Origin of the sequence: Desulforamulus aquiferis (assembly GCF_030577015.1) — a bacterium.
GTDB classification, from domain to species: domain Bacteria; phylum Bacillota; class Desulfotomaculia; order Desulfotomaculales; family Desulfotomaculaceae; genus Desulfotomaculum; species Desulfotomaculum aquiferis.
In genome coordinates, this window is sequence record NZ_JARPTC010000023.1 from 71,970 (window position 1) to 90,286 (window position 18,317).

Genomic DNA, 18,317 nt, shown 5'->3' on the forward strand with positions numbered 1-18,317 from the left:
TTGTACAGGGGTTATTTTTGTTCAAGGTAATTTTTAACTAGTTCCTCCAGCAGTTCATCCCGCTCAAGCCTTCGGATTAAACTGCGGGCATTACCGTGACTAGTAATATAAGCGGGGTCGCCGGATAAAAGGTAACCCACAAGCTGGTTGATAGGATTATACCCCTTTTCCTTCAATGCAGCATAAACAGCCTGTAGTATATCACGGGCCTGGTTAACTTCTTCAGCCTGGACTTTAAACATTACTGTTTCTTGAGAAGAATCATTAGCCATGCAAAGACCTCCCAGTCCTAATATTACCTTTAGCTATAATATTAATTCAACACTGAGGATTGTTTTCCTCTATTTGTCAAAAAAAATAGTAAAAAATCCGGGCATACTTAATTTTGACACTTTAACGAGATAGGTGAGATATTTTGGAAAGCCTTGAAATAACCGGAAGAGCAATAATAGGTTTTTTTACTCTCCTTATTTATGCCAGAATTTTGGGCAAAAAGCAAATTAGCCAACTAAGCGTGTTTGATTATATTACAGGTATAACCATTGGCTCCCTTACAGCCAATATGGTTGTAAATCTAGACATCCGTGCTTGGAACAACTGGCTGGGGCTTTCCCTTTTTATATTATTTACCATAATTATGCAATATACAACTCTAAAGTTTCGCTATTTAAACAAAGTAATTGTGGGTGAGCCCACGGTGGTCATTAACAATGGTGAAATCCTGGAAAACAATATGCGACGGATGAGGTTTACCGTCTCGGATCTAACCGAACGACTCAGACAAAAAAACATCTTTAACATATCCGATGTAGAATTCGCCATTTTAGAAAGCAGTGGCAAATTGTCGATCCAAAAGAAGTCTCAATACCAGCCCCTTACGCCAAAGGATATGGGAATACCTACAGAGTATAAGGGTGTTTGTACAGAGGTTATACAAGAGGGGGAAATACTTGAGGTTAATCTTAAGCAGATTAATTTGAACAAGACCTGGCTGCTAAAGGAGCTTAAGGAAAAGCATAATATAGCAAATATTAGGGATGTATTTTATGCCGAAGTTGATACCTCGGGCATCCTTTATATCGATCTTTATAAAGAAAAGTCTAAGAGCTTTACGAATCCCAGTGATTATAAAGGACCCTATTAAATATCGGTACAAAAAGTGGGGGGAAAATGATTAAGATTAATATTATCCGCAGGGTACTGCTTTGGGGTACCGTAATCCTCACGATGTTGATTTTTATAGCCGCTCTAAATTCGGGAGCCTATCTAAAAAAACCTCTCCATCCAGGTGAGGATGTGATGGCTTACCTTGCGGAACTTGAAGCCAATATTAAAGCAAATGATTGGCAGGAAGCTGAGCAAAACTATGCCTCCTTAGTACCAGCCTGGCAAAGCATAAAAATAAGAATTGCCTTCAGTTCAGAGCAGGATCAAATACAACATTTTGATGATCGTTTAGAGCAATTGGGGGCCAGTATATCTATAAAAGACCAGGTTACATCAGTAAGGGATATAGCAGTCCTGAAAAAACATTTTCATAGTTTTAAATAACTAGAAGAGGCACCTTTATGGTGCCCCACAGATTGTCGAAAAACTACCTATATTCGGGACAGCGCTAATCCCTTGCTTCGGGCGAAAATGGGCCGCCTTCGAGTAAACATCGTGTTTACCTCAGGCTTGAGCGGACATCCATGTCCGCTCACCCATTTTCGCATCCTCAGCTTCGCTAAGCGCTGTTTCCACTGCTTCGAATGTCGCTGCTCGGGATTATTAAAACCCAGTTGAATCTTTTTCAACAGGCTGAGAGGCACCTTTATGGTGCCTCTCAGCTTAGCCCATTAATCTAAATAAGTGCTGCAGAAAGGGATTGCCGTACTGGTTGGTCTGTCTAGGCACTGCCTCAATGATTTGCTCATCAGCTTTGATTTTTTTAAACTCCGTTTGAACGACCTCCATTTGTACTGCAATAGCTTCAGCAGCCTGCTGGATTTGGCGTAAAAAATCCATGGTCTCCTCCATCTGCTTCTTAAAACCCGGTTGACGGCTAAGAGTCATCATGGCCAGGGTCCCTAGTAATTGCATATGATCAATGCTCATATTGAATTGCAAACCTGGAAATCCCGGCACCATTGGACTTTTAACCGTAGTTTTAGCGGGTTTACTAGGCGGAAAAAACATCAGATTACCCCCTTAATCATACAAATACTTCCTGTTTTTCATCATATGGTGTATAAGGGGAGAATGTTACAAGTCCCAGCTAAAACTTGGCTCGTGCCTAGCCTATGATCACAAAAAAAGAGGCTGCAGCAGGCAGCCTCAGATTATTGAAAAACTACCTATATTCGGGTTTTAATAATCCCTCACGACTCCTCTCTCCGCAGTGGACAGCGCTAATCCCTTGCTTCGGGCGAAAATGGGCCGCCTTCGAGTAAACATCGTGTTTACCTCAGGCTTGAGCGGACGTCCATGTCCGCTCACCCATTTTCGCATCCTCAGCTTCGCGAAGCGCTGTTTCCACTGCTCCGAACGTCGCTGCTCTGGATTATTAAAACCCAGTTATATCTTTAGGCTGCAGCAGGCAGCCTCCTTCTAATTATTTAATTTGTCCTTCCACCACCGAGGCAACTTTATCTATGGCCTCTTGGAGTTTGGCAGGGTCCTTTCCTCCCGCCTGGGCCATATCCGGCCTGCCTCCACCGCCGCCCCCGACGATTTTAGCAATTTCCTTAACCATATTGCCCGAGTGCAAGCCACGGCCAAGTAAATCCTTAGTCACTGCAGCCACTAGGTTAACCTTATCCCCGGCTACACTTCCCAGGAAAATTACACCACTTCCCAGCTTATCCCTTAGCATGTCAACCATATTGCGAAGGTTATCCATATCAGGTGCATTTACGGCAGCAGCAAGTACTTGAACACCCTTAACATCTGTTACTTGGCCTAAGATATCCTGGGCCTCTGATTTAGCAAGCTTGCCCCTTAGGGCCTCAATCTCCTGTTCCAAGGCTTTCGTGTGCTGAACCATTCCCTCAACCCGGCGGACCAATTCTGGTACCGGACTTTTAATCACCCCAGCAATTTCCTGGAGCTGCTCTTCCTTGGCTGCTAAGTAGCTCAATACTCCCATACCTGTAACTGCCTCTATCCGGCGCAGTCCAGCTCCAACACTGGTCTCATTAACAATCTTAAATAATCCAATCTCCGCCGTCGAGGTAAGGTGTGTGCCACCACACAGTTCCAGGCTATAATCACCCATTTTTACAACCCTAACCTGCTGGCCATATTTTTCTCCAAACAGGGCAGCCGCCCCAAGGGCTCTAGCCTTGGAAAGGGAAGTCTCAAAGACATCTATTGTCAAATTAGCCAGCACCGCCTGGTTTACTAATTCTTCAATTCTCCTTTGTTCCTCCGGGGCTACTGCTGCGTAATGGGTAAAGTCAAAGCGCAAACGTTCAGGCTCTACTAAAGAGCCGGCCTGATTCACATGGTCACCTAAAACTTCTTTTAACGCTTTATGTAAGAGGTGGGTAGCTGAGTGGTTCCGGGCAGTACTGTTTCTCCGCCCGCATTCCACAGTTACTTTCACAGAATCATGCCGTTTTAGAATACCGGACACCACTTTACCCCGGTGAACTATTAAGCCCTCCACCGGTTTGTTAACTGAATATATTTCTACTTCCAGCTCTGGTCCCCGCAGGGTCGCAAAATCCGTTACCTGTCCGCCTGATTCGGCATAGCAGGGTGTCACATCCAAAATGACCTCTATTTCCTCACCGGCCTTAACAGAGATTTCCTGTAAACCGTCCTTTAGGATTGCCATTACATTGGATTCGACCTCCAGCATGCTATAACCGACAAACCTGGTCTCACCCAATTCTTCACGTAAGGCCTTATACATAACACCACGTTCAGACAGATATTCCACCTCCTGCCTGGCACTGCGGGCACGCTTTCTCTGCTCTTCCATGGCAGCTGTAAATCCATCCTTATCCACCTTTAGCCCTTGCTCGGAGGCAATCTCTTCGGTAAGCTCCAGGGGAAAGCCAAAGGTATCATAAAGTCGGAAGGCTTCTTGGCCGGATATCTCTATTTTGCCTGTTGATTTTGCATCAGCAATTAAATTATTTAATATATCACTGCCAGCAGCAAGGGTTTCCAGGAATCGCTCTTCCTCTGTACGAATAACCCTTAAAATATGCTCCCTCTTCTGGACCAATTCCGGATAAGCCTGTTCCATTTGGCTGATTACAGCCCCGGCTACCTTGAATAAAAAGGTTTCCTTAACTCCAAGAACCCGGCCAAAGCGTACAGCCCGTCTTAGCAAGCGACGGATAACATAGCCCCTTCCCTCGTTGCCAGGTAATGCTCCATCACTGACAGCAAAGGTGACTGCCCGGCAATGATCTGCTATTACCTTCAGGGCCAGATCGATTTGGTTATCCTGACCATAGTTATGACCAGCCAGATTAGCAGTGTAATCCATAATCTCTCTAAACAAATCGGTATCAAAGTTTGAAGAAACCTGCTGCACTACTGAGGCAACCCGCTCCAGTCCCATGCCAGTATCAATACCTTTACTCTTCAGGGGAGAATAATTACCCTCCTCATCCCGGAAGAATTGGATAAATACCAGGTTCCAAATCTCAAGGTAGCGGTCGCAGTCGCAGCCAACCCTACAATCGGGAGAACCACAACCCCTTGCTTCTCCTAAATCAATATATATTTCTGAACAAGGGCCGCAGGGACCAACACCGATCTCCCAGAAGTTTGTGTCCTTGCCTAACCTTACAATTTTATCTTCCGGTATACCTACGGTTTTATGCCAAATTTCGAAGGCCTCATCATCATCAAGATAGATGGTAATCCACAGTTTATCAGCGGGCAAGCCCAATTGTTCAGTAACAAACTCCCAGGCCCAGGGTATGGCATTTTCCTTAAAATAATCACCAAAGGAAAAATTTCCTAGCATTTCAAAAAAGGTATGGTGTCTTGCGGTCCGTCCAACAACTTCAATGTCAGGAGTGCGAATACATTTTTGGCAGGTGGTTACCCTCTTAAATTCCGAAACAGCCTGTCCTGTGAAAAAGGGTTTAAACGGTACCATACCAGCAGCTGTCCACAAAATACTGGGATCGTTATGGGGTATTAGGGAAGCACTGGGCAGAATTTGGTGGCCCCGTTCCTCAAAAAACCTTAAATATTTTTCCCTGATTTCTTTTCCGGTCATTTTACTGTCATACCTCCACAAAACAACAAATATCTTCCAAATATTAATAGTATAGTAAATTGCAGCACTGGTCAAGAAAGCTTTTCCCATATGAAAGCTACCAATATTTTTACGATAGCCGCCAGGGGAACTGCCAATAACATACCCACAATACCGAACAAATGTCCCCCCGCCAGTAAAGCTGCAATAATGGTCAAGGGGTGTAGCCCAACACTGTTGCCTAGTATCCTGGGCGATATGACAGCCCCTTCCAATTGTTGAATAATAAAAACTGCAACAATTACTTTAACTGCCATTAATTTTGAAGTTAATAAGGCAATGGCTACAGCAGGTACTGCACCAATAAAGGGACCAAAATAGGGGATAAGCTCTGCCAGACCGGCAATTACCCCCAGCATAGTTGCAAACTCCAATCCAATTAGGGCAAAGGCTGCACTGGTCAAGACAGCTACAATAACAACTACAGTCATATGCCCCCGAACAAAGCTGGCAAAAACTCGATCAATTTCTTTAGCCAAACGGCAGATGTCTTCAGACCATTCCTCGGGGCAAGATTCGGGCAGTCTACCCTTAAAATGCTCTAGATCCTTCATTATATAAAAGGCCAGCACCGGGGCAAGGATAAAATGAAACAAATTACCAATCAAGGCCAGCAAAAGATCTGCTGTCCTTCTGACCATTTCAAGAAGCCTGGCCTCAGCCCAACTGATCCGTTCATTAATTACTTGTTGTACTCCTGGGGGCATAGCACTATTAGCAAAACTCTGCTCAATTCCTTTGATGATATCCTGTAGCTGGTCAGTATATGCCGGAATGGTCTCCACCAGGCTTTCTAATTGATTAACCATTCTGGGGACTCCATACATTAATAAACTGGTCACAATAATGATTACCCCCAGATAGAGAATCAGAATGGCTGCTACCCTAGGGGTGCCCCTGGTCTCCATTCGATCAACCAATGGGTTCAATAGATAAACTAATACAATGGCCAGAGCGAAGGGCAGGAACAGTCCTCGTATTAAATAGAGAAAATAGGTGACCAATCCAAACATAACTAAAATAAAAAAATATCGATAGGTACGTTTTTCCATCCACCAGGACATAGGATCCTCCAAGGGTATCAGTATTGAAAAAAAGTGAGGACTAGCGTCCCCACTCCTATCTGATCATTTCGCTTACTCTATTGGTCATGCCTTTCATCATTTTTTGAGCCCGGTGCCTGGCCTTTCGGGTAGAGCCCATTAGTATGCGCTCTGGTTTTCTACTTGGTTTAAAAACCATTCCAAGGGCTGCCCCTAATAAACTACCAGCAACAATGCCCCTCCAAAATCCCATCATATCTGTTCACCCCCTAAAATCTAGTATAAGGCTGAATTATGCGGGTCAAAGGAAACCAGGCTGCCGTCCTCGGCAACTTCAAAAATATCTACACCTTCCTTGTTTAAGCGATACTCTAAGCAACAATCCCAGCAGTAATACTGGTCGATTCCCACCTTTCCGGTGGCTTTACCTCCACAAACCGGGCAATTCACCAAAAGGCCCCCTCTATAAAACAATTTCTGATGTCTCATATTATTGCCATATCTAAAGTTAAAAATGCACTTCCAAGCATTTGTTTTTATATTTTAAAATGGATTAGCAAATATCTATAATCTGGTCCAAACATGCTTCTTCTAAAATAAAAAATTGAGCTGCCTCATCAATGAGACAGCCCTAGTAACTAATAATTTTTTTTATTTAATATCAAATTTACTTATCATCCCTTGAAGTTCTGAAGCAGTTTTACTTAATTCAAAAGCTGCAGCGGATACCTCTTGCATGGTGGCAGTTTGTTCTTCGGTTGTGGCAGCTACATTTTGCACAGCCGCAGCTACCTGGGTGGCTGCTGTTGCCACCTCCCTGGCCTGAACACTAAGGCTTTGCACCAAACCGATTACATTTGAAAAGGACTCACTTACCTCTTTAACCACCTGATGGCCATGGGCTACCTTTTGTTGTCCTATATGCATAGCCTCAGCAGATTGGGTTGACTGCTGTTGAATATTGGCAATAATTTTGGTTATCTCAACTGCCGAATTAGAGGAGGTTTCTGCCAGCTTGCGAACTTCGTCGGCAACTACAGCAAAGCCTCTCCCTGCATCACCCGCCCTGGCTGCCTCAATAGCAGCGTTTAGGGCCAAAAGATTCGTCTGTCCGGCAATACCATTGATGGTTTCTACAAATTTCCCAACATCCTTAATTGCCGTATTAAGGGAATCAATGGTCTTCCCTACCTCCTGGGAAGAGTTAGCTATTTCCGAGATGGTAGTAACCACACTATTGATCTTATCCTTACCCTGGTCAGCCTGGAAACTGGCCTCATCTAATTGTGTGGACACTTCCCTAATATTACCTACGATATTTTCTACCGTGCTTGACACCTCGCCAACTGTGGAGGCGTTGGCTGAAGCTGCAGCAGAGGTTTGCTCGGCCTGGGAAGATAAGCTGAAAACAGTCTCGTTGACATAATTACTGGCGGTGGATATACCTCCGATTAGCTCCTTTAGATTTATTCTCATTTCTTCAAAGGATTGGGCCAGTTTCCCTATCTCATCCCTGCTGGTTACCCTTATCTCTTCATTTAACTGACCCTTAGACACCCGGCCAGTTGCAGCTAATAATCTGTTGATAGGCTCAATTATTTTAGTACCTAAATACCAGCCTATGCCAAGCAAAATCACCGAGACAATGATAGTAATGAGCAGTAGCTTTTGACTGGTGGTGTCAACATTTACAAACACCTCATCCCGATTGGCCACAATTGCAAGAATCCAACCAGCGGTAGTAATAGTCCGGAAGCTGGCAATGGATTGTTCACCCTCAAAAGCATATTCTATCTGCCCGTTTTTAGTTTCCACCATTTGGGTTGTTGACTTGGCAACCTCTTCAGTGACAGGCCCTTCAACCTTGGTTAGGTTTTTGAGCAGTAATTCCTCATTGGGATGAACAATGGTTATACCACTGGCATCAACCAGATAAGCCCTGCCCTTTTCCCCATATTTCATTTGCAAAACCTGTTCAGATAATCTATCTAAGTTCAAGCGGCTATATAAAACTCTGATTATAACTCCATCATTTTTTACAGGAACAGCCAAAACAACCGACATTTTATTGTTAACCTTAGATATTAGTGGTGCTGAGTAGGCAAATCTATCCCCACTTGTTACCGCGATGAAATAATCCCGATCCCTTAAATCCACCGGGGCGTCATCAGTATTAATTGCCGACCCGTCTAATTCAATTAGGCCAAAGGATTCAAACATGACATCCTTTACTTCCATTTGGTGTTTAAGCTCTGACTTTAAATAATCAAGGGCTTCGTCTAAATCTTCTCCTTGTACTTCATTTACCTTTGACAGTATATCCAGGATGTGAATATGTTTCTTTAGATTCTCTTCCAAAAGATTACTGTTTGCGATTACGGTCTGTTCAAGCGAATGGTGGAGTTGTTCACTCTGGCCTGTTTTATAATTAGTTAAGGCATATAGATTTGTGATTATCAAGGCCACAACTGCTAAAAATAATACAGCTAAAAATTTAAGACGGATACTAAAATTGCCATTAAATGAGATACTCCTAAAAGGATTTTTTTTCAATGAAAAATCCCTTATGCGGATGCCCTTCTTAAACAACGCAACCTTCCCCTTTCACCTCTTACTTAATTTCGCATCTGCAATTGAAAATCTTAGAACACACCACTTAAAATCACTCACTGCTTTTTTAAATAATCACTCCTAACTATGACCCATGTCATATTATTGATTATTTTGCTTAATATATAAAATTTTCCATTTTTATCCATTAAGATGAAAAAAATATATAATTATATCTTCGTTTTAAAAAAACAAAAAATCCCTCTATTTTCTTATGAGGGACTTAAGCTATGCTAAAAATAAACTCTTTATGGAGAGATTATTTTTTGGCAGCCTGGCAGTCATACCAAAATAGGTGTAGACCCATAGCTTTGCGTCCCTACCTTTCGATAGGTTTGCCTTTAACAAAATTTAGGATTTTTGGCTCTGTCTTCTAGGTATATTATCCTAAATTCAACATATCTCACCATATTCCTCTAAACAATGACATTAAGTTGTAAATTTTTTAACATAAAATTAACAAAACCATTTTCTCAGCTTCAGCTTCGCGAGGCGCTGTTTCCACTGCTCCGAACCCAGTAACCTTTTAACAGTCAGAGGGTTGACCCTTAAGTCAACCCTCCAAGCTATTTGCTACTTAGTTTTTCAATTGTTCCGCCGCCAACCAGGTATTCCCCCTGATAATAAACCACGGCTTGTCCGGGAGTTATTGACCTCTGGGGATATTTAAAGGTAACCTTCACCAAGCCCCCCTCTAAAGGCTCAATTACCGCCGGAGACGGCTTGCTATTATACCGAACCTGGGCCTCAACTTCCCTCGTCTCCTTAAGACTATCAAATAAAATAAAGTTGTTATCAGATGCTATCAGCTCGGTTCCCCAGATAGCCTCCTCAGGCCCCACTATTACCGCATTATTTTCAGTATCAATTTCTGTGACATAGGTCCTTTCCCCGGTGGCTAATCCCAAGCCTCTCCGCTGGCCCACTGTATAAAAGGGAATGCCCTTGTGCTGCCCTACAACATTACCCTTCAAATCCATAAAGGGACCTGGCTTTATACCCTCAGGGGCCCGTTCATCCAAAAAGTTACGGTAATTATCATCATGTACGAAGCATATCTCCTGGCTTTCGGGCTTAGTAGCCGTGGGCAGTCCCAACTCTGTTGCCATTGCCCGGACCTGCTCCTTGGTATACTCTGCCAGAGGCATTAGGGTATGGGCTATTTGATCCTGGGTAAAACCATACAGCACATAGGTCTGGTCCTTCTTTTCATCCTGTGCCCTTCGTACAGTGTAGCGGTTAAAATCTTCACTATAGCCCAGACGGGCATAATGCCCCGTAGCTATATAATCAAAGCCCATTTGTCTGGCCTTCTGAAGTAGAGCCGCAAATTTAACAAATCTGTTGCAGGCAATGCAGGGGTTAGGTGTCCGTCCTCTGAAATATTCATCAACAAAATACTGGATCACTTTTTCTGTAAAGATGTCCCTAAAATTTAATACATAATAGGGAATTCCCAATATTTCAGCCACCCTCCGGGCATCGTCCACCGCGGTAAGGGAGCAGCAGCCCACATAATCCCCATCAAGCACCGCCTGTTCCGGGTCCCATATCTGCATGGTTACTCCAACAACTTCATAGCCCTGCTGCTGTAATAGGGCGGCTGTAACAGAGCTATCCACTCCGCCGCTCATGGCTGCAATTACTCTTTGTTTGGTTGCCAAAAGGCTTCACCTACGCGTTTTGTTTTTTCAAGTAGTCTTCAATGGCTGCCTTTAGAGCGTCGGCCGCTAGGTTGGAACAGTGCATTTTAGCCGGCGGCAGTCCTTCTAAGGCCTCAGCCACACTTTTATTAGTGATCTGCAGGGCTTCCTCAATGGTCTTGCCCATGGCCATTTCAGTAACCATGCTGCTTGTTGCAACAGCAGCACCACATCCAAAGGTCTTAAACTTAATATCCTTAATAATATTATCTTCTACCTTTAATGTAATCTTCATGATGTCGCCGCAGCTTGGATTTCCCACTTGTCCGGCACCATCGGCATTCTCGATTTCTCCAACATTGCGGGGGTTGGAAAAATGGTCCATTACCTTTTCGGTGTACATAAAAATTACCTCCTCATACCCTTTACAGAACTATTCTTTTTAGTATTGTTCTTCTTCATCACCATGATCATGGTGGTGATCGTCATGAACTGTACAGGTACTGCAGGCACAGGGGTTGCACCCTTCACTCAAGGGAGACATGGCCCTGAGCCGTTCAATCACAGGTGGCAGAACTTCTAGGAAATACTCAATATCTTCCTCAGTATTGTATTTACCCATGGTCAATCTTAGGGAGCCGTGTGCAACCTCTTTAGATAGTCCAATGGCTGTAAGAACGTGGGAGGGTTCTAGAGACCCGGAGGTGCAGGCAGAACCGCTGGAGATGGCAATCCCTTTCATATCTAACATCAGCAGCATGGATTCACCTTCGATGAACCTAAAGCAAAAACTCACATGGTTGGGTAGCCTATTCTGGGGGTGCCCGGTTAAAATGGTATTTGGAATCTTTTCTAATACTTCTTTGATCAGGCGATCCCGGTAACCTGAAAGACGCTGGGCATCATTGTACATTCTTTCGGTTGCCATTTCTATGGCTTTACCCAGGGCAACAATTCCCGCCACATTCTCAGTTCCCGGACGGCGCCGTCGTTCCTGTCCACCCCCGAAGGTGATGGGCTGCCAAAAGGTTCCTTTACGAATATACATAGCGCCTATTCCCTTGGGACCATATATCTTATGGCCTGATAAGGTTAATAGATTTACACCCAGTTCGTCCACGTTTACTGGTATTTTACCCACACTTTGAACGGCATCTGTATGGAAGATTACTTTATTCTCTCTGGCAACTTCTCCAATTTCTTTAATTGGCATGATGGTACCAATCTCGTTATTGGCATGCATGATGGAGATTAATATGGTTTTATCGGTGATGGCCTCTGCAACCTGCTGGGCAGTTACCAGACCATATTGATCCAATGGTAATACGGTTACTGTAAAGCCTTCCCGCTCCAGTTGCTTACAGCAAGCCAAAACAGCACTATGCTCTGCAGCACTGGTGATAATATGATTGCCCTTCTGCCTGTTGGCATAGGCTACGCCGCGAATAGCCATATTAGCTGCCTCTGTACCGCTGCTGGTAAAGGCAATTTCACCTATACTTGACGCACCAATGGCAGTTGCTACCTGCTGGCGGGCTTTTTCTACTGCCTTTCTGGCTTCTCGTCCCCAGGAATGGATACTGGAGGGGTTACCAAAATGCTCTGTAATGTATTTTATCATTTCTTCAGCAACAGCAGGGTCCACCGGCGTAGTTGCCGAATGGTCAAAATATACTTTTCGCATGTTTTCCTCCTTAAGGCTATAGAATCATTTGGGCTGGAAAACTTTCGTTTCTGCTTGCCTAGCTTTTTCAGCATCCCGGCACATATCTTCAAGGGTGATAGAATCCAGCACCTCTGCAATACTATCCCTAACCCTGGCCCAAATATCCCTTGAAATACAAAATTGGCCCTTTTCACAGATTGTTGTTTCCAGTTCGCTAACACATTCCAATGGAGCTATGGGACCTTCTAAAACCCTAATCACATCCCCCACCTTGATTTCAGAGGGAAGTTTCGCCAGGATATACCCTCCCTGTGCTCCGCGAATGCTTTTAACAAGACCGGCTTTGCGCAGAACTGCAGCTAGCTGTTCCAGGTAGTTTTCGGAAATCCCTTGCCGCTCGGCTACTACCTTCAAGGGTATAGGTCCGGACCCATAATGCATGGCTAAATCAAACATAGCCTTTAGTCCATAATGTCCCTTCGTGGTCAGCCGCAAGCAACCCCCCCCTTACCAATTCCAAGTAAACCACTCGGTTTTCTGGGGTTATAATAGCATGGCCCTCCAGTGGTTGTCAATCTTATATCCGAGTAATTTGCTCAAGATTATTTTAGAGGTTTTTTAATATAATAAAATTACCACCCTTAGGGTGGTAATATGTAGCTATGTATAAATATGACACCTATAGAATCTAAAGATGTTTATCGATCATTTTCTTAAGATCGTCTTTCTTCCTAAAGCCTACTGTCCTCTCAACTTCTCGCCCTTCCATAAAAACAATCATAGTTGGAATGCTCATTATACCCAAACCGTTTGGGGTTTCCCTATTATCGTCAACATTAAGCTTACAAACCATAACAGTCCCCTGCAGTTCATCTGCCAGTTTCTCAATCTCCGGAGCAATCATTTTACAAGGTCCGCACCAATCAGCCCAAAAATCCACTAGCACAGGCATTTTAGAACCTTCAATGGTGGCCCAAAAGTTTTGGTCGTCCAGTACTGTTATATTGTCACCCATGGGAAATCTCTCCTTTTACATTAAATTAACTTTTAAGTAAAATAAGCGATCTCATTATATGTTCTTAAGTTTACTTTTGTCAATTGCTTTACTTACTTCCCAATATATCCCTGACCACAGCCCCTGCCAGCACCAATCCCGCAGCTGCTGGGACAAAGGATATACTTCCTGGGGCTAAAGGCCGTCGCTTTTCATCATCCTGGGGTAAGGAATCGGGCCCCACCTTGGCAATCTTATTTTGCGGAACCAGGGGTTGTTCCGTGGAAAAAACAACCTTTATCCCCTGGTAAATACCAGATTTTTTTAGCTCCCTGCGTATGACCCTGGCCAGTGGATCAACAGATGTCTCAGAAATATCCGCCACCTTAAAAGAAGCCGGGTCCAGCTTATTCCCAGCACCCATGCTGGAGATAATGGGAATACCCCGGAAATGACACCTTTTAATAAGGTCCAGCTTTCCTGTAACATTATCTATGGCATCAATAATGTAAGTATAGGTTTCCTTAAACAGCTCATCACCCGTTTCCGGTGAGTAAAACTCCCTTAATGGCTTTATTTTAGCAGCTGGATTGATTAGTTTAATCCTTTCGGCCATTAGATCGACTTTATACTGATCCAGGGTAGTATCCAGGGCATGGAGCTGCCTGTTGATGTTTGTTATATCAACGGTATCAAAATCCACCAAAGTCATTTCTCCAATACCGGCTCTGGCCAAAGCCTCGGCTGCATAGGAACCTACTCCCCCAACACCGAATAAAATTATCTTTGCTGCGGCCAGTTTCTCCAGTCCCTGGCTGCCAATAAGCATTTCTGTTCTGGAAAACCTATGTTTCACCACCACAATACCCCTCCTGACTATTCTCTGCAGCTTAGTCCCAGATTCACTCCCATTATAAACAAAACAAACACCTCCCGGTAGTGTGGGAGATGTCTATTTAGTAAGAAAATATTTAATCTAAAGATAACCCCACCATGCCGTGTATAAGCCCAAAGTTTTTTGAACCTGTTCTCCAACAGGTGGGTGCCCTCCCGCAGATTCCTGTTTCCTTATACTATGTAAGGTCTACATTCCCTTGCGTTGAGTCGGACTCCCTTTCAAAAAATGTTGGCTCAAAACTTCAGGTGCAACACGCACAGAGTAGGGTAGTTTTGTTAAGCTATATTAATTTTATATGCTTTATGTTAACATAGCCCTAACATAATCGCAAGCCCTCTGCACCCTGTCCCCGCACCCTTATTTTTCCACCGGCGGTAACCCTTATACAATATCCTGACACTTTTTTATTGTTGTTTTTACTTAAGCCTTAGCCTTAGGAGCCACGGTACTCCTAACGTGTAGTTCTGCCAGCTGGGCCGGCTCTACCAAATCAGGGGCCTGGGTCATCAGGCAGGTGGCACTGGCAGTTTTGGGGAAGGCAATTACGTCACGAATGCTGTCCTTGCCCGTTAACAGCATAACCAAACGGTCAAAGCCAAAGGCAATTCCCCCATGGGGTGGTGCACCATATTCAAAGGCCTCAAGCATAAAGCTAAACTTATCTTTAACTTCTTGCTCGGAAAGACCCAGGGCCTTAAACATCAGCTCCTGAATCTCCTTCCGATGGATACGGATACTGCCGCCGCCAACCTCCACACCATTTAAAACCATATCGTAGGCTCTGGCCCGGACTTTGCCAGGTTCTGAGTCAAGCAGCGGGATATCCTCTTCTACAGGTGAGGTAAAGGGGTGGTGCATAGCAAAATAACGCCCCGCTTCCGGATCATATTCAAGGAGTGGAAAATCTGTCACCCAAAGGAAGTTCCACATTCCTTCGGGTATTAGATTTAGCCGCTGGGCTAAGTGAAGTCTTAATGCGCCTAGGGCTGCCGCCACCACCCCCGGTTTATCCGCCACAAACAACAGCAGATCTCCTGGCTGTGCTTCAAGCTTGTCGGATATAGCTGCCAATTCCTCAGGTGTAAAGAACTTAGCAATGGCTGACTTTATTGAGCCATCCTCATTTATCATCATGTAGGCCAGGCCTTTAGCCTTATATACTGCGGCATAGGCTGTCAGATCATCAATCTCCTTACGGGAGAAGGAGCCGCAGCCCTTGGCATTGATACCCTTAACCTGCCCACCGCCTAAAGCAGTGGAATTAAAGACCTTAAAGCCGCATTTAGCTGCAATGGGAGTAATATCCCTTAGCTCTAAGCCAAACCTCGTATCAGGCTTATCTGAGCCAAAGCGGTCCATGGCTTCCTGGTAAGACATCCTTGGGAATGGGGCAGTTAACTCCAAACCTGCCGTTTCCTTGCAAACCATAGCTATCATCTGCTCCATCAAGGACATAATGTCGTCGGCATCAATAAAGGACATTTCTATATCGATTTGGGTAAATTCCGGCTGACGATCAGCCCGTAAATCCTCGTCACGGAAGCAGCGAACAATTTGGAAATATCTATCCATACCTGCAAGCATCAGTATTTGCTTAAACAACTGGGGGGACTGGGGCAAAGCATAAAATTTGCCGGGATTCACCCTGCTTGGTACCAGGTAGTCCCTGGCTCCTTCCGGGGTACTCTTGGTCAGCATAGGTGTTTCGATTTCTAAAAAGCCATTTTGGTCTAGAAAATCCCTTACACTTTTTGATGCCCTGTGGCGCATAACCATGGCCTGCTGCATCTCAGGACGCCGCAAATCCAAATAGCGGTACCTCAGGCGCAAGTTTTCATCAACATCAAGATTATCTTCAATATAAAAGGGTGGGGTTTTTGCCTTGTTAAATAGCCTTAAAGTATGGGCATAAACCTCAATTTCACCGGTTTCCATATTAGGATTTACAGTACCCTCAGGTCTGGCATTCACTCTTCCCACAATGGCCAGTACATACTCGTTTCTAACCCCCTCAGCCTTCTCAAAGGCTGCTTGGTCAACCTCCGGGCTAAAAACCACTTGCACTAAACCGGAACGATCCCTGAGATCCACAAAGATTAACCCACCATGATCCCTTCTCCTCTGAACCCAGCCCATCAGAATGACTTCCTGGGCCTCATGGTTAATCCGTAATTCACCGCAGTAGTGGGTTCTTTTCATGCCTTGCATTGACTCTGCCATTAAAATACAACCTCCAAAATACATTTATCTTTATATAACATTCTTATTTTGATTTTATATATTCAACCAGTTCAGCCAGGGCTACCTCCTGCTGGTCACCCAGCTTCATATCTCTTACGGCTGCAAGTCCCTTGGCATATTCCTCTTCACCTAAAATCACGACCCACCTGGCCCCTAGCTTGGCGGCATATTTCATTTGCGCCTTTAGACTTCGGCCAAGATAATCCTTTTCTGCCGGTACAGACCTTTGCCGTAATTCTTGAATAAGTTTAAAGGACTGTATTTCAACACCGGTCCCGGCAGTGGCCACAAACACCTCAGGTCCCCTGCTAAAGGGAAAATCAATGCCCTGTCGTTCAGCCGTTAGGAGAATTCTCTCCAATCCCAGCGCAAAGCCAACACCAGGAATGGCCGGTCCTCCACAGGCTTCAATCAAGCCATTATAACGCCCTCCGCCGCCAATTGAGCTTTGGGCCCCAATATCCTTAGCCATAATTTCAAAGGCTGTATGGGTGTAATAATCCAGTCCCCTTACCAGACGATTATTTACTATGTAAGGAACACCCACCGCCTCAAGGTTTAGTTTCACTTCATTAAAGTGCGACTGGCATCCGGGGCAAAGGGCATCCAGGGTAGTTGGGGCATTACGTCCAAGCTCCTGGCATTTCTCCCCCTTACAATCCAAAATCCTCAGTGGATTTCTTTCAAAGCGTCCTTGACAGTTTGAGCATAACTCCTCTAGATGAGGCCTAAAATGTTCCTGCAACTTTTCCCTTAATAAGGGACGGCATTCAGGACAGCCTACACTGTTGATATGTAATTCTAAATCGGTTAGACCGATCCTTTTATATATATCCATGGCCATGGCAATAACCTCAGCATCAATGGCAGGGCTATGGGTACCAAACACCTCTACCCCAAACTGGTGAAACTGACGGAAACGTCCGGCCTGGGGACGATCATACCGGAACATCGGTCCGATATAAAACAGCTTAACTGGTTGTGGAAGGGAGCTAAGTTTGTTTTCTAAATAAGCCCGCACGGTGGCAGCTGTCGCCTCGGGTCGAAGGGTAATACTGCGTTCACCCCTGTCGGTAAAGGTATACATCTCCTTCTCTACAACATCGGTGGTCTCCCCTACACCTCTGTGAAACAATTCTGTATGTTCAAAGATTGGAGTCCTCAGCTCTCCATAACCATATTCTCGGCATACCTGTCGGGCCAATTCCTCCAGGTACTGCCATTTTTCAACTTCCCCTGGCAGGATATCATTGGTGCCCCTGGGTCTTGTTGTTAACACAATTATAACCCCCTTAAAAACCAAACATATTATGGCAAAAGTCTGTCCTAGAAAAAAATAAAAAAACCCCGTCACTGGCATAACCAACTGCCAGGGACGGGATTTATCCCGTGGTGCCACCCTGATTGAACATAAATGTTCCTCTCCGGTCGGCGATAACGGTGCCGCCACCGTACCAGCCTACTAGGAAATGCATCCTTTCGGTGGTAACTCCCGGGTGTTCTTCAACCAAGTTCCTGCAGCGGAGCTTTCAGTCTAGGGCTCCGACCTCCCTGAGCAAGATATAAATTGGCCTACTCTCCCGATCATAGATTTTACCTATTAAACCTGTGAATTATTTTATGCAATAACTCAGTTTTTGTCAATGTTGCAGGTTTTTCTTTGTTATTGAAATGTAATACTATAACTTAGTGAGTTAACTTGTTACCCTAAATTGGGCATGTTATACTAAATTTGAGGTGATATCATGATAACTAAGGAACTTATAGAACGCATAAATACCCTGGCACGCAAGCAGCGTTCTGAGGGATTAACCACGGCAGAAAAGGAAGAACAGCATAACCTCCGTCAGGAATATTTAAAAGGTATTCGTGGACAAGTGGAACAATCCCTTTCACAGATTAAATTTGTTGAGGACGAGCCTTCCTGCGGGTGCGGCAGCCATCATCACAAAAAAA

The 18,317-nt window shown here is 44.5% G+C and carries 18 protein-coding genes, 1 other RNA gene, 1 riboswitch and 1 other annotated feature; of the genes, 3 read left to right on the plus strand and 16 right to left on the minus strand.

The features are described from left to right. Nucleotides 1-11: 11 nt before the first annotated feature. Nucleotides 12-272: an IreB family regulatory phosphoprotein gene (locus P6N53_RS15755; protein WP_304544866.1), complete on the minus strand. Its 261-nt coding sequence runs from the start codon at nucleotides 270-272 to the stop codon at nucleotides 12-14. 143 nt (nucleotides 273-415) lie between these two features. On the opposite strand from P6N53_RS15755, the gene P6N53_RS15760 reads away from it, so the two are divergent. Together P6N53_RS15760 and P6N53_RS15765 are read left to right on the plus strand one after the other, a co-directional pair. After that, a complete protein-coding gene (locus P6N53_RS15760) occupies nucleotides 416-1,144 on the plus strand; it encodes a DUF421 domain-containing protein (protein WP_304544868.1) in 729 nt (242 codons plus the stop codon). A 26-nt stretch (nucleotides 1,145-1,170) separates the two neighbouring features. Further along, on the plus strand, nucleotides 1,171-1,551 hold the full coding sequence (locus P6N53_RS15765; RefSeq protein ID WP_304544870.1) for a DUF4363 family protein: 381 nt from the start codon (nucleotides 1,171-1,173) through the stop codon (nucleotides 1,549-1,551). A 279-nt stretch (nucleotides 1,552-1,830) separates the two neighbouring features. On the opposite strand, the gene P6N53_RS15770 is transcribed toward P6N53_RS15765, so the two are convergent. The 15 genes from P6N53_RS15770 to hisS all read right to left on the minus strand — a co-directional run bounded on the left by P6N53_RS15770 (nucleotide 1,831) and on the right by hisS (nucleotide 17,640). Further along, a complete protein-coding gene (locus P6N53_RS15770; RefSeq protein ID WP_304544872.1) occupies nucleotides 1,831-2,178 on the minus strand; it encodes a hypothetical protein in 348 nt (115 codons plus the stop codon). A gap of 415 nt (nucleotides 2,179-2,593) precedes the next feature. Next, the gene (gene alaS, locus P6N53_RS15775; protein ID WP_304544874.1) at nucleotides 2,594-5,227 is read right to left on the minus strand and encodes an alanine--tRNA ligase; all 2,634 of its coding nucleotides are present in this window, start codon (nucleotides 5,225-5,227) and stop codon (nucleotides 2,594-2,596) included. Between the two features lie 71 nt (nucleotides 5,228-5,298). Then, the gene (locus tag P6N53_RS15780; protein ID WP_304544876.1) at nucleotides 5,299-6,330 is read right to left on the minus strand and encodes an AI-2E family transporter; all 1,032 of its coding nucleotides are present in this window, start codon (nucleotides 6,328-6,330) and stop codon (nucleotides 5,299-5,301) included. Nucleotides 6,331-6,385: 55 nt separating this feature from the next. Continuing rightward, entirely contained in the window at nucleotides 6,386-6,565 is a 180-nt protein-coding gene (locus P6N53_RS15785) for a YtxH domain-containing protein (protein ID WP_304544878.1), read from the minus strand. A gap of 20 nt (nucleotides 6,566-6,585) precedes the next feature. Next, the gene (locus P6N53_RS15790) at nucleotides 6,586-6,759 is read right to left on the minus strand and encodes a YrzR-like zinc ribbon domain (protein ID WP_304544880.1); all 174 of its coding nucleotides are present in this window, start codon (nucleotides 6,757-6,759) and stop codon (nucleotides 6,586-6,588) included. A 201-nt stretch (nucleotides 6,760-6,960) separates the two neighbouring features. Then, nucleotides 6,961-8,898, minus strand: a complete 1,938-nt coding sequence (locus P6N53_RS15795) for a methyl-accepting chemotaxis protein (protein WP_304544882.1) — start codon at nucleotides 8,896-8,898, stop codon at nucleotides 6,961-6,963. 286 nt (nucleotides 8,899-9,184) lie between these two features. Further along, nucleotides 9,185-9,269, minus strand: a riboswitch (cyclic di-GMP riboswitch). Nucleotides 9,270-9,485: 216 nt separating this feature from the next. Then, entirely contained in the window at nucleotides 9,486-10,583 is a 1,098-nt protein-coding gene (mnmA, locus tag P6N53_RS15800; protein WP_304544883.1) for a tRNA 2-thiouridine(34) synthase MnmA, read from the minus strand. A gap of 10 nt (nucleotides 10,584-10,593) precedes the next feature. Further along, nucleotides 10,594-10,965 (minus strand): Fe-S cluster assembly scaffold protein NifU, encoded by a 372-nt coding sequence (gene nifU / locus P6N53_RS15805; RefSeq protein ID WP_304544885.1) that lies wholly within the window; start codon nucleotides 10,963-10,965, stop codon nucleotides 10,594-10,596. Nucleotides 10,966-11,004: 39 nt separating this feature from the next. Continuing rightward, nucleotides 11,005-12,246 carry a cysteine desulfurase NifS gene (gene nifS / locus P6N53_RS15810; RefSeq protein WP_304544888.1) on the minus strand — a complete coding sequence of 414 codons (1,242 nt, stop codon included), beginning with the start codon at nucleotides 12,244-12,246 and terminating at the stop codon, nucleotides 11,005-11,007. Nucleotides 12,247-12,270: 24 nt separating this feature from the next. Beyond that, the gene (locus P6N53_RS15815) at nucleotides 12,271-12,723 is read right to left on the minus strand and encodes an RrF2 family transcriptional regulator (RefSeq protein ID WP_304544890.1); all 453 of its coding nucleotides are present in this window, start codon (nucleotides 12,721-12,723) and stop codon (nucleotides 12,271-12,273) included. 193 nt (nucleotides 12,724-12,916) lie between these two features. Further along, entirely contained in the window at nucleotides 12,917-13,243 is a 327-nt protein-coding gene (gene trxA / locus P6N53_RS15820; RefSeq protein ID WP_304544892.1) for a thioredoxin, read from the minus strand. Between the two features lie 88 nt (nucleotides 13,244-13,331). Further along, nucleotides 13,332-14,084, minus strand: coding sequence for a tRNA threonylcarbamoyladenosine dehydratase (locus P6N53_RS15825; protein WP_304544894.1), 753 nt, complete (start codon nucleotides 14,082-14,084; stop codon nucleotides 13,332-13,334). Between the two features lie 119 nt (nucleotides 14,085-14,203). After that, nucleotides 14,204-14,391: non-coding RNA, 6S RNA (ssrS, locus tag P6N53_RS15830), on the minus strand. Nucleotides 14,392-14,540: 149 nt separating this feature from the next. Continuing rightward, nucleotides 14,541-16,340 carry an aspartate--tRNA ligase gene (gene aspS, locus P6N53_RS15835; RefSeq protein WP_304544896.1) on the minus strand — a complete coding sequence of 600 codons (1,800 nt, stop codon included), beginning with the start codon at nucleotides 16,338-16,340 and terminating at the stop codon, nucleotides 14,541-14,543. Nucleotides 16,341-16,383: 43 nt separating this feature from the next. Then, on the minus strand, nucleotides 16,384-17,640 hold the full coding sequence (gene hisS, locus P6N53_RS15840) for a histidine--tRNA ligase (RefSeq protein ID WP_304544898.1): 1,257 nt from the start codon (nucleotides 17,638-17,640) through the stop codon (nucleotides 16,384-16,386). An 89-nt stretch (nucleotides 17,641-17,729) separates the two neighbouring features. Continuing rightward, nucleotides 17,730-17,958: a binding site (T-box leader), on the minus strand. A gap of 148 nt (nucleotides 17,959-18,106) precedes the next feature. On the opposite strand from hisS, the gene P6N53_RS15845 reads away from it, so the two are divergent. Continuing rightward, nucleotides 18,107-18,317: DUF896 domain-containing protein (locus P6N53_RS15845; protein ID WP_304544900.1), on the plus strand; the 211-nt coding region annotated here is incomplete at its 3' end.